The sequence below is a fragment of the Microcystis sp. T1-4 genome, assembly GCF_000297435.1.
GTDB lineage: Bacteria > Cyanobacteriota > Cyanobacteriia > Cyanobacteriales > Microcystaceae > Microcystis.
The window spans coordinates 1-11996 of record NZ_CAIP01000021.1; the positions used below are offsets into that span (position 1 = coordinate 1).

The following is an 11996-nucleotide window of genomic DNA, read 5'->3' on the forward strand; positions in this document are numbered from 1 at the left end:
TGGGATTGAGTGATAAAATCGCAAGTAACGCCCAATTTTATCGAGGAGTTTCCCCGTAAAAATCCCAACTTGGTAGATTTACAAACATGAGATGCACCCAGCAGATTTTGCCATGACTTTCAGGAAAGAATAGGACTGACTGGCTAAGGTAAAATTAGGGTTTCGGCTTATCTTGAACTGAGGTTAAAATAAAAAATATTTCAGTTATCAATTTTTCATGAATATCAGACAAGAAATCACTTTATTGATGATGTGCATGGCATTTTCGAGTACATTTTTCGGTGAGGTTTTCGCTGCTCCACGTCTTGACTGGCACAGTGCCGATTTTGAAGGTCTGCGAGTAATTGCCGAGTCAGCTTGGAAGACCGAATACGAAGCAAAGAAACGCGGGGAAGAACTACACTTCAAATATGAATTTCAAAATCTGGGTATTCTTTGGATTCCTTACTATAGTAATCTATCGGGAAAATCGCTCTATCAAACAATTATCGTTCCAGAGGGCAATTGTGATCGATTTTTACAAGAGAATATTCGACGAATCAATCGCGATGCCTACTGCTTTACACCCAGTAATCGTGGTTTAGCCCCCAACCGTCGAGGTGGTCGGATTTTCTAATTTTATATCTCCCTGGCTGTGGTAATTCTCAACTCAATTTTAGAGTGAGCAAGAAGGCTAAAGCCTAAAATAAAAAAGAGGGCAGGTTTTACCCCACCCTTTGATCCTACTTTAAACGAATTACTAACCGGCGATCGGGTTCCACGCCGCGACTTTCCGTGGTTAAATCGTTTTCTTCCTGAAAAAAGGCATGGATTTGGCGACGTTCCGCCGAAGATAGGGCTTTTAATTCTATTTCCTGTCCTGTTTGCCGCACTTGCGTCGCCGCTTGATTCACCCAGTCGAAAAGTTCTGACTGTCTTTGTTGACGATAGCCATTGATTTCGACAATATAGAACTGATGTTCTGCCAACTCGACACCAATATTCAGAATCGTATTAGCTAGGGATTGAATCGCATCCAGTCCCTCACCCTTATTAGCGAGGAGGAGTTCCACTTGTTGGGGACTCAATTGACTACTATCAATAATTAACCAACAGGAGGAAGGTCCAGTTCCCAATTCCTGCACTCCAATCTGGACATCTGCGGGCATGGCCATCAACTTTAGCAGTTTTTCCAGCCATTGTTTAGCTTTCTCGCTATTTTGCTCCCATATACTCATTACGATGTTTTTTCCTTTTTCTTGCTAGAACGTTTTTCAAAGGGGAGAGCATCGCGGGATTTTTCCGTTTTTTCCTGTTCCGCTACCAATTTTTGCAGGTTTTCTGGTAACGGTTCCCGCATCAAAATCACCGTTTGAATAGTTTGGAAGATGTTCGCAGTTAGGATATACATCAATACCCCCGCCGGTAAGGGGAAAAACAGGAACATCATACTAAAAATTATCGGGGTGATTTTATTCACCGTTTGCTGTTGTTGGGCTGCTCCCCCCGAAGGTGCGCCGGCACCGGATAACTCTTGGTTAACATAGATACTAATACCGAAAGCGATCACCATCGCCAAGATATCCCAGTGAATTTCACCATTGGCACCGGTTGCCCCAATTCTTCCCAGGGCCTCAATAAAGAGAAAACCCGTATTAGCGGCAATCCCCGGCACGATAACTTTAATACTGGCATCTCCGGGGGCTAAAGCGACGATGGAACCGTCTTCATTAACCTGCACCAGTTCTTGCCCTTTAAGCACCTCGTAGGTGGGTTTTAGGTTATTTTCGGGTACTTCCGTGGCTAATTGGCTTAAAGACTTGCCCTGGTCGTTTTGCAAGTCGATTTTTACCTGTTCTCCCGGGGCGATTTTATTGCCTTGGGGTAAAAAGGCGGTAATGGGATAGTGGAGAGACTCGTCAATATAGACGTTTTGGGGTTTGGTGGCATAGGGTTGGCGCTGCACGAGGGCGATTTGTTCAGCCGGCAGCACCTGTAAATCGACGGTATAGTTAATATCCGAGAAGGGGGAACCCCGCAGCGTCGCAAATAAAGCCAAAAGAATCGGCATTTGTAATAGCAGGGGTAAACAACCGGCCAGGGGATTGCCCAACTCCTGCATTAATTTGCCCATTTCCTCCTGTTGTTTTTGCGGGTCATTTTTGTAGCGTTGTTGAATTTCTGCCTGTCTTTCCTTCATCAAGGGTTGAGTGATTCGCATTTTTCTCATATTGCGAATCTGGCCGGCACTGAGGGGAAAGACGGCAAATCTCACCACCAGCGTTAAAGCAATGATGGCGAAACCGTAACTATGCACAATCCGAAAGAAAAAATCTAGGATTGGCAACATGATATTTGTGGAAATAAATCCGACTCCAAAATCCATGGGTTTAATCTATGTCTTCTCGTTTAATGGGGTGGCACTGTAACAAATCTAATTTATCGAATCGAGGCGATCGATTATTTTGTTTTATTGACTGATGATCGATTCTAGGGGACGACCGGTTTTATCGGCGACTCTTTCGGCAATATAGTCATGAATTTCCCGAAATTTCGGCATCGCGCGCATTTCTAAACGACTTCTATCCTTGAGAGTTACGACAATATCCCCCCAAATACCAATTCCTCTCGGCATTTTTGCCACTTTTGCCACTTCTGAATAGATAATATCCGTGCGATCGCGTCCCATCCAACCCCCGGTGATCGAAATCCGCCGATCGGTTATCTTATATCTTAACCAGATTGCCCGTACCACTGCCCCAACGGTCAAAGGTAAACAAATCACCGTAAATCCTAGCAGTATATTGATGATTAGGTCGCCGATGTGCGGACCGCCTTCATAAAAAGTTTCTTCTTTAATGCCCATGAATTATATTCGCCTTCACTAACAACTGCTTTAATTCTCGCAAAAAATGTTCATAATTGCACTCGATCGCCCCTAGACGGATAATGATTATCCCTCGCCATCCTGCTGCTATTTCTGGCAATAACTGCCGAATTACCGCTCGTATTTGTCTTTTTAGTCGATTACGAACCACCGCTTTTTTACTAACTTTCTTGCTAATCGAGATACCAAAACGACTGGGGCCGGGGGCATCTGGGCAAGAATCCTCTAAACTAATTAAGGTTAAGTGGGAACCGTGATAACGCCTCCCTTTTCCATAGACAGCTTGAAAATCCTGTCGATGTTTTAAGCGATGAATTTGGGGTAGTCCCACGAAAATTAGTCGGTTCCCAGAATAACCTAAACACTTAAACGATAGCGCCCTCTTTTCCGACGAGCTTTAATGACTTTACGTCCGTTGACGCTACGCATTCTCGCTCTAAATCCAGAAGTGCGCTTCTGTTTGCGCGTGGTTCCTTCTAAAGTACGTTTACTCACTGCTGATTTTTCTCCTTAAGATAGAGTTAGTCTATAGATATAAAGACACAATTTTCTATTATAACAAAATTACCAGGAATTTGGAAGCCCATGGTCAAGCTCCGTTTTGGTCGAGATATCTGCAATTATCTCCCGGTGGCTGAAAAGCGCGAATGGTTGGTCACTAATGGTATTGGGGGTTTTGCTGCGGGAACTGTGGCCGGATTGCTAACTCGCTGTTATCATGGCCTGTTGATCGCTGCTTTGGCTCCACCGACGAAAAGAACGCTGCTAGTGACTAAAATCGATGAATCGGTACAATATAACCAGAAACTTTATCATCTGGCCAGCAATCGCTGGTTAGGTGCTACGATCGAACCGCAAGGCTATATTAATATCGAAAGTTTTCATCTGGAAGGCACAATTCCCGTCTGGACTTTTACCTGCGGGGATGCCTTGCTAGAAAAGCGTATCTGGATGGAACAGGGAGAAAATACCACCTATGCTCGCTACACCTACCTTCGTGGCAATTCTCCCCTAACTCTCAATCTGACTGCTTTTGTCAATTATCGTGATTTTCACGGCAATACCCAGAGTTTTAACTGGCAAATGGATATTAGTCCTCTGGAAAAAGGAGTCAGAGTGATTGCCTATGACCATGCTGTACCTTTTTATCTATTAATCAGTCAGGGACAGGTTTTTCCTGCTCATATCTGGTATTATCGCTTTGATTTGGCCGTGGAACGTTATCGTGGTTTAATCGATCGGGAAAATCATCTCCATGGTGCTAGTTTTTCGGCTACTCTTAAAGTGGGAGAATCGGTGACAATTGCCGCTAGTACCCGTCCCGATCCGAATTTAGACGGTCAATCTTCTCTAGAGTCTCGCTATCGCTACGAGAATAGTCTGATTAATCCCCAGCAGCCACCATGGATTCAACAACTTACCCTCGCTGCCGACCAGTTTATCGTTAGTCGTCCTCTCCGGGATCAACCGGAGGGCAAAACGATAATCGCGGGTTATCCTTGGTTTGGTGATTGGGGTCGCGATACGATGATCTCCCTAAGAGGATTAACTTTGACTACAGGCAGACCTGCGATCGCGCGTCAGATTTTACTAACTTTTTCCCGTTATCTAGACCGGGGTTTATTGCCCAATTTACTGCCCGATGGGGGAGAAATGCCCGAATATAACGCTGTCGATGCTATTCTTTGGTATTTTGAAGCCATTCGTTCCTATTTTAACCAAAGCCAAGATTTTGAGTTTCTGAAAACTATTTATCCCGCTTTAAAGGAAGTGATCGCTTGGTTTCGTCGCGGTACTCGCTACAATATTCACCTAGATGACGATGGTTTGATCTATGCCGGCGAAACGGGAGTACAGTTAACTTGGATGGATGCCAAAGTTGATGATCTGGTGATTACTCCCCGCATCGGCAAACCCGTAGAAATTAATGCCCTTTGGTTCAATGCCCTAAAAATTATGGTTCAATTTGCCCATTATTTGGGCATGGATGCCACTGATTACGAAAAAATGAGAAAAATGACCTTAAAAGGGTTTTCTCGCTTCTGGGATGATTCTCTGGGGTATTGTTACGATGTTTTAGATACGGACAAGGGCAATGATGCCAGTTTACGACCGAATCAACTTTTTGCCGTGTCCTTGTCGGTGGAGGAGTTATTAAATTTCCCACAGAAAAAGGCCATTGTCGATATTTGTACTGTCAAACTGTTGACTTCTCGCGGTTTGCGATCGCTAACTACCGATCATCCCGATTACCGTGGCGTTTACAGTGGCGATCGCCTAAAAAGAGATAGTGCTTACCATCAGGGGACAGTCTGGGGATGGTTATTAGGGGCATTTATCGAAGCCCATCTGAAAGTCTATCGCGATCCTATCCTAGCTGAGAGTTTTTTAACACCGATGATCGACCATCTTCGGGATAGCTGTATCGGTAATTTAAGTGAAATTTTCGATGGTAATGCCCCTTTTACCCCTAGGGGAGCTTTTGCCCAAGCATGGACGGTGGCAGAGGCATTAAGGGTTTGGGAAGCGATCCGAGAATTTCGGCCATAATCCTTTAAAATGAGCAATTGTTAGGTGTGTTAGGCCAGCTAAAAGGCCGACCCTAAAAACCTCAGTTCGATGGTTATAGACAAAACTCTCATGCAGAAACCGCAAGTTATTTTTCTCGATGCTGTGGGGACCATTTTTGGAGTAAAAGGCAGTGTCGGAGCAATTTATAGTCAAATAGCGGCGGATTTTGGGGTAGAAGTGGCGGCCGAGAGACTAGAACAATCTTTCTCCGCTATTTTCCCCACTTCTCCCCCCCTGGCTTTTCCTAAGGTTGAACCGGCACAAATTCCCGAGTTAGAGTATCGCTGGTGGCGATCGCTGACGGGGGCAGTTTTTAATAATTTAGGTTATCTGGAAAGATTTCCCGATTTTGAGGCTTTTTTTGGCGAACTTTATCATCATTTTGCCACGGCCGAGCCTTGGGTCCTGTACGAGGATGTCATTCCCGCTTTAAGACTCTGGCAGATTCAGGGGATCGAGTTGGGCATTATTTCTAATTTTGATAGTCGTATCTACCAAGTTTTGGCCGAATTAGGCTTAGAATATTTTTTTCGATCGATCACGATTTCTTCTCAGGTAGGAGCAGCTAAACCCGCTCCTGAAATTTTTCAAATCGCCCTGCAAAAACATGATTGTCCTCCCGCACAAGCTTGGCATATTGGCGATAGTAAAAAAGAGGACTACCAAGGGGCAAAAGCCTTGGGTATAGAAGCGTTTTTAATTAAAAGATCCAGAGGGTTTGCTGAATAAATCTAAAAACCTTCTCCCCACTTCCCACTTCCCACTTCCCACTTCCCACTTTCAAGTCAGTGGGGATAGGGGACAGGGAGGGAATACAGACCCTACCAGCTAATACCTAAACCTCGAACTGGTTTAATCCCCATGGAGATTTTAGACCGATTCCTGGGATGGAATGGAAGTAGATTCTGACTGATCAGCGTTAGGATCTGTCTCTTTGGGGGCGGCCACTTTTACCAAAGCATGACGCAGGACCTGTTCTCCGAGAGTGTATCCTCGCACTAACTGCTCGATCACCGTGCCTTCCGGATATTCATCGGTGTACTCCCGCATCATCGCTTCGTGGTGGGTGGGATCAAAGGGTTGACCTTCCGGACGCATGGGGGAAACGCCTAAACGCTTGAGACTCTCTACTAAGGTTTTACAGACCCCTTGGTAACTCCTGTGAATAGCCGTTTCGCCATCATTAGCCGGTTTAATGTGAGTACGGGCGCGCTCAAAATTATCCACCACGCCAAGAATTTCCATCAGGGTTTTGCCCTTGATTTTTGTTTCCAGTTCCTCTTTTTCCTTGGCTGTGCGCTTGCGAAAATTGTCGAACTCGGCCGCTAGAGTGATATAGCGTTTCTTGTAGGCATCAACCTGTTGGGTTTGCTCCTCTAACTGCTGTTTGAGAGTGTCGATTTCCTCTTCTAGAGCATCGATAGTCATTCCGCCTAGGAGGGAAAATTCCTCGCTAGAGGCGGACTTGTCCGTTACCGTTTTGGCTTCATCGGTGACACTGGCTTCTGATTCGGTGCTAAGGGATTCGGGGGAATTAGGAAAGGATTCTTGGTTTTCGTCGAAAATTGTTGAGTTATTCGGTTCTGCACTCATGGTATACAATTATAGTTGGTAATTTGGCGATATATGACCATTTACTGCTAATTTTGGTCTTTAAGTACCAGTTAATAATCAAGGTTCAAGCTTTAATGTAACATTTTGTGGACAAGATGGGTAACTGGATATAAGCGACCCCGATAGATAATCAGTGATCTAGAAAAATTTTTGCTAGAATAAAATTTTATCAGTAAGATTGGGAACATTTAAGGGTAGTGGAGAGGTTAAGAATCGTCTATGACATTTTCTGCCAAGAAAACCCGTGCCGTTGCCCTACGCAATTACTTTTCCCCCTTTGGCAACAAGTTGGTGCAGTCGGGCTATATCGGTGCCGACCAAATGCAACAGGCCCTAGTGGAAACACGGAAATCGGGACGATCGCTAGTAGAAATATTACAACAACTAACCGGGCGCCCTTTGCCCCCAGATTTGCAGCGACAGTATAAGAAAAATCAGTTATTTGAATTAAAAATTCTCTACGGAGTCGAATCGATCGACCCCGAATTAACCGATGTGGATGAAATGGAAATAGCGCGATTGATCGACTCTTTGATTCCGATCGATCTTTGTCGTCGCTATCGTCTCATCCCCCTGCGAAAGATCGAAGGGGAGCCGGCTGCGATTTTGATAGCCATGGTCGATCCCGACAACCTCGAGGCTTCCGACGATATTAACCGCATTCTCCGCCCCAGGGATTTAGGTTTACAGCGTTTGGTGATTACCGGCGAGGACTATGAAAGATTACTGGAAAAATTCCATCGGGCCCAATCGGAACTAGACCAGGAAAAAGCCCGACTGCAAAAAGAAAAAGAACTGGAAAAACTCTCGGATCTGACCGATATTGTCGGCAATATTGAGGTGGCCTCCAGTGCGGCTAACGATGAAGCGGCCGATGATCTCGGGGAAGGGGAGGCTAATCAGGCCCCCGTCATCAACCTGGTCAATAAAATTCTAGCTAAGGCCCTACAGGAAGGATCCTCGGATATTCACATCGAACCCCAAGAAGAATTCCTGAAAATTCGCTTTCGCAAAGATGGAGTTCTTCATCAAGCTTTTGATCCACTGCCGAAAAAAATTACCCCGGCGGTCACTGCCCGTTTTAAAATCATGGCCGATCTCGATATCGCCGAACGTCGTCTTCCCCAAGATGGTAAAATTCGGCGGATCTATCAAGGGCGGAAAGTGGATTTTCGGGTTAATACCCTGCCCAGTCGCTACGGGGAAAAAGTCTGTTTACGGATTCTCGACAACTCGGCCACCCAGTTGGGTTTAGATAAACTAATCACCGATCAAAAAACCCTGCAAATCGTCCGAGATATGGCTAGTCGTCCCTTTGGTCTGTTGCTGGTGACAGGCCCGACCGGTTCGGGGAAATCCACCACTTTATACTCGGTCTTAGCGGAAAGAAATTACCCCGGAGTTAATATTAATACCGCCGAGGACCCGATCGAATATTCTCTACCGGGTATCACCCAGGTGCAGGTAATTCGGGAAAAGGGCATGGATTTCGCCTCGATTCTCCGGGCCTTCCTGCGACAAGATCCGGATGTGATTCTGGTGGGAGAAACTAGGGATAAGGAAACGGCTAAAACAGCGATCGAGGCCGCCCTAACCGGTCACTTGGTCCTAACTACCCTACACACCAACGATGCCGCAGGTGCGATCGCTCGTCTCGACGAGATGGGGGTTGAACCGTTTATGATTTCTGGTTCCCTCTTGGGAGTCTTGGCCCAGCGTCTCGTGCGCCGCGTCTGTACTGAGTGCCGAGTCGCCTATCACCCCGGTCAAGGGGAATTGGCCCGTTTCGGTCTTGCCGCGGCCAATGAACGGGAAGTGACCTTTTATAAGGCTAATACCCTGACCCTAGAGGAAATTCAACAGGCGCGAAAACAGGGTAATCTTTGTCCCAAATGTAGCGGCAGCGGTTATAAAGGTCGCGTCGGGGTCTATGAGGTAATGCAGAATAGTGAACGACTGCAGCAGTTAATTAACCAAGGGGCAACCACCGATCGCATTAAGGAGGCGGCCGTCGACGAGGGCATGGTGACACTCCTCGCCTATAGTTTAAATCTGGTGCGCGAGGGTTACACCACCCTCGAAGAGGTGGAACGGGTGACATTTACCGATTCTGGTCTGGAATCGGAACTAAAAGCCAAACGTAAAAGCGGTTTAATCTGTCGTGGTTGTCGCGCCGAACTACAACCAGAATGGCTCGATTGTCCCTATTGTATGACACCGCGATTTAGTGATTAAGACAGTTTTTCAGTTATCGGTTATCGGTTATCAGTGATCAGATTTGAGTTTTAACTAAGGAGTATTAAGTGAGTAGTCTTAAATAGCACTTTCCTAATGTCTGTTCACTGGTTACTGTTCACTGATTTTACCTTATAGATGGGGTTTAACCTATGGAATTAATGATCGAAGATTTAATGGAACAATTGGTCGAGATGGGCGGTTCCGATATGCACATTCAGTCCGGGGCGCCGGTCTATTTTCGTATTAGTGGCAAACTGTCCCCGATTAATGAAGAATCTTTAACCCCGCAAGATTGTCAGAAATTGATTTTTAGTATGCTCAATAATACCCAAAGAAAAGAGTTAGAGCAGAATTGGGAATTAGACTGTTCCTACGGGGTGAAGGGATTGGCAAGATTTAGGGTCAATGTTTATAAAGAAAGGGGGGCTTATGCCGCTTGTTTAAGGGCTTTGTCCTCTAAAATTCCTAACTTTGAACAATTAAATTTACCAGCAATAGTCCGAGAATTATCGGAAAGACCGAGGGGATTAATTCTCGTAACTGGGCAAACAGGTTCAGGTAAAACTACCACTTTAGCGGCAATTTTAGACTTAATTAATAGAACCAGATCTGAACATATTTTAACTGTAGAAGACCCAATTGAATACGTTTTTCCTAATATAAAAAGCCTGTTTCACCAACGACAAAAAGGAGAAGATACCAAGAGTTTTGCTAACGCTTTAAGGGCAGCTTTGCGGGAAGATCCTGATATTATCCTTGTGGGAGAAATGCGGGATTTAGAAACAATTAGTTTGGCGATCACGGCGGCAGAAACCGGTCACTTAGTCTTGGGAACCCTACACACTAGCTCGGCAGCGGGAACAGTGGATCGGATTATTGACGTTTTCCCCGCTAACCAACAGGCACAAATTCGCGCCATGTTATCCAACTCTTTACTAGCAGTTTTTAGTCAAAACCTAGTCAAGAAAAAAAATCCTAAACCGGGGGAATTTGGCCGGGCAATGGTACAGGAAATCATGGTGGTAACTCCAGCGATTGCCAACCTAATTCGCGAAGGAAAAGCCCCCCAAATCTACTCAGCCATTCAAACGGGAATGAAGTTAGGAATGCAAACCATGGAACAGGGATTAGCTAATTTAGTTGTTAGGGGTGTTGTCTCTTTGGAAGAGGCAATTTCTAAAAGTGGTAAACCCGATGAATTACAACGTCTGGTCGCTGGGGCCAGCGTTAACGCTAAAGCCCGGATTTAATAACAAATAGTAACCTTTAAGCGTTCGTCAGCCCCTATCAGTTATCAGTGAACAGTAATCAGTGAAAAGAAAGTACCGAAGTTTTCACTTAACACTATCTACCCACTTAAAACTCCAATCTGATAACTGATAACTGATAACTGATAACTGATAACTGATAACTGATAACTGATAACTGATAACTGATAACTGATTTGTCCTATGCCTACTTTTGTCGCACAAGTTAAAAACAGATATGGAAAAGTTTTCCAAGAGAAAATTGAGGCCATGTCTCCCGAGCAGGCCCGGAGGATACTGAAGACAAAATATGCTGCCGTCGGTAAAATCAAAAAACTGGGGGGAGAGATCGATCTTTCCAGTTTAGAGTTGATGTTCTCCAGCATTTCCATCAAAGATAAAGCGGTTTTTTCCCGTCAATTTTCGGTGATGATTAATGCTGGTGTGGCGATTGTGAGATGTTTGGGAGTTTTGGGGGATCAATGCGGTAATCCCAAGATGAAAAAAGCCCTACAAGCGATTAGTGCTGAGGTACAGCAAGGCAGTCCGTTATCGGAAGCGATGGCCAAACATCCCGAATGTTTTGATGAACTTTATATCAGTATGATCGAAGCTGGAGAGACGGGGGGGGTACTTGATGAAGTGCTGAACCGTCTCTCGAAACTTTTGGAAGATATGGCCCGCTTGAAAAACCAGATTAAATCAGCGATGACCTATCCGGTAGCGGTGGGAATTTTGGCGATAATTGTGTTTTTCGGGATGACCATCTTTTTAATTCCCGTGTTTGCCAAAATTTTCACCGATTTAAACGTGCCACTACCAGCTTTAACGCAATTTATGCTCTTTTTAAGTGGTGTGATGCGTAGTTGGTTGATTTTAATTCCGATTGTCACCATTACTGCCACGGTTTTTTTACTGCGTCGCTATTACAAAACCCCGATGGGTCGTCTGCAAATTGACCGGTTTTTCCTTAAAATGCCTCTTTTTGGTGATTTGAATGAAAAATCAGCTGTGGCTAGATTTTGCCGGGTTTTTGGGACTCTGACCCGTTCTGGTGTCCCGATTTTGAGTTCCCTTGATATCGTTTGTAATACGGTGGGGAATCAGGTAATTGCCAATGCGATCTCTGGTGCCAAGGCGGAAATTCAGCAGGGGGGAATGATGAGTTTGGCTCTACAAAAAGCCAATGTTTTCCCAGCTTTGGCAATTCAAATGATTAGTATTGGGGAGGAAACGGGAGAATTAGATGCCATGATGATGAAAGTGGCGGATTTCTACGAAGATGAGGTGGAACAGGCCGTTAAAGCTTTAACCAGTATCATTGAACCCTTGATGATGGTCGGTATTGCCGGGATGGTGGGAACTATTCTTTTGTCTATGTACTTGCCCATGTTTAAAATCTTCGATGCCTTGGGATAAGTTTAGAGGAATGAGGACAGGCAACTTTTTGCCGCAAACCC

At 45.1% G+C, this 11996-nt stretch carries 12 protein-coding genes; 6 read left to right on the top strand and 6 right to left on the bottom strand.

The window, feature by feature from the left end:
• Positions 1-217: 217 nt before the first annotated feature.
• Positions 218-616, top strand: coding sequence for a hypothetical protein (locus tag MICAI_RS00965; RefSeq protein WP_008196473.1), 399 nt, complete (start codon positions 218-220; stop codon positions 614-616).
• 106 nt (positions 617-722) lie between these two features.
• Here MICAI_RS00965 and MICAI_RS00970 read toward each other — a convergent pair whose 3' ends face one another.
• The 5 genes from MICAI_RS00970 to rpmH all read right to left on the bottom strand — a co-directional run bounded on the left by MICAI_RS00970 (position 723) and on the right by rpmH (position 3361).
• Positions 723-1217, bottom strand: a complete 495-nt coding sequence (locus MICAI_RS00970) for a Jag family protein (RefSeq protein WP_008196475.1) — start codon at positions 1215-1217, stop codon at positions 723-725.
• Positions 1217-2365: a membrane protein insertase YidC gene (gene yidC, locus MICAI_RS00975; RefSeq protein ID WP_008196477.1), complete on the bottom strand. Its 1149-nt coding sequence runs from the start codon at positions 2363-2365 to the stop codon at positions 1217-1219. Before yidC ends, MICAI_RS00970 begins: the two co-directional genes overlap by 1 nt.
• A gap of 84 nt (positions 2366-2449) precedes the next feature.
• Positions 2450-2845: a PH domain-containing protein gene (locus MICAI_RS00980; RefSeq protein ID WP_002763099.1), complete on the bottom strand. Its 396-nt coding sequence runs from the start codon at positions 2843-2845 to the stop codon at positions 2450-2452.
• Positions 2835-3197, bottom strand: a complete 363-nt coding sequence (gene rnpA, locus MICAI_RS00985) for a ribonuclease P protein component (RefSeq protein ID WP_008196481.1) — start codon at positions 3195-3197, stop codon at positions 2835-2837. Before rnpA ends, MICAI_RS00980 begins: the two co-directional genes overlap by 11 nt.
• A 26-nt stretch (positions 3198-3223) precedes the next feature.
• Positions 3224-3361, bottom strand: coding sequence for a 50S ribosomal protein L34 (gene rpmH / locus MICAI_RS22795; RefSeq protein WP_002739276.1), 138 nt, complete (start codon positions 3359-3361; stop codon positions 3224-3226).
• A 90-nt stretch (positions 3362-3451) separates the two neighbouring features.
• Here rpmH and MICAI_RS00990 point away from each other — a divergent pair, with 90 nt between their 5' ends.
• Both MICAI_RS00990 and MICAI_RS00995 read left to right on the top strand, forming a co-directional pair.
• Positions 3452-5416 carry an amylo-alpha-1,6-glucosidase gene (locus MICAI_RS00990; protein WP_008196483.1) on the top strand — a complete coding sequence of 655 codons (1965 nt, stop codon included), beginning with the start codon at positions 3452-3454 and terminating at the stop codon, positions 5414-5416.
• A 90-nt stretch (positions 5417-5506) separates the two neighbouring features.
• Positions 5507-6166, top strand: a complete 660-nt coding sequence (locus MICAI_RS00995; RefSeq protein ID WP_039899328.1) for an HAD-IA family hydrolase — start codon at positions 5507-5509, stop codon at positions 6164-6166.
• 141 nt (positions 6167-6307) lie between these two features.
• Here the strand turns inward: MICAI_RS00995 and grpE are convergent, their stop codons facing one another.
• Positions 6308-7030 (bottom strand): nucleotide exchange factor GrpE, encoded by a 723-nt coding sequence (gene grpE, locus MICAI_RS01000; RefSeq protein ID WP_008196487.1) that lies wholly within the window; start codon positions 7028-7030, stop codon positions 6308-6310.
• 240 nt (positions 7031-7270) lie between these two features.
• On the opposite strand from grpE, the gene MICAI_RS01005 reads away from it, so the two are divergent.
• The 3 genes from MICAI_RS01005 to MICAI_RS01015 all read left to right on the top strand — a co-directional run bounded on the left by MICAI_RS01005 (position 7271) and on the right by MICAI_RS01015 (position 11955).
• Positions 7271-9286, top strand: coding sequence for a GspE/PulE family protein (locus tag MICAI_RS01005; protein ID WP_008196489.1), 2016 nt, complete (start codon positions 7271-7273; stop codon positions 9284-9286).
• Between the two features lie 152 nt (positions 9287-9438).
• Positions 9439-10539, top strand: a complete 1101-nt coding sequence (locus MICAI_RS01010; RefSeq protein ID WP_008196492.1) for a type IV pilus twitching motility protein PilT — start codon at positions 9439-9441, stop codon at positions 10537-10539.
• Between the two features lie 201 nt (positions 10540-10740).
• Positions 10741-11955 (top strand): type II secretion system F family protein, encoded by a 1215-nt coding sequence (locus MICAI_RS01015; RefSeq protein ID WP_008196494.1) that lies wholly within the window; start codon positions 10741-10743, stop codon positions 11953-11955.
• Positions 11956-11996 lie beyond the last annotated feature (41 nt).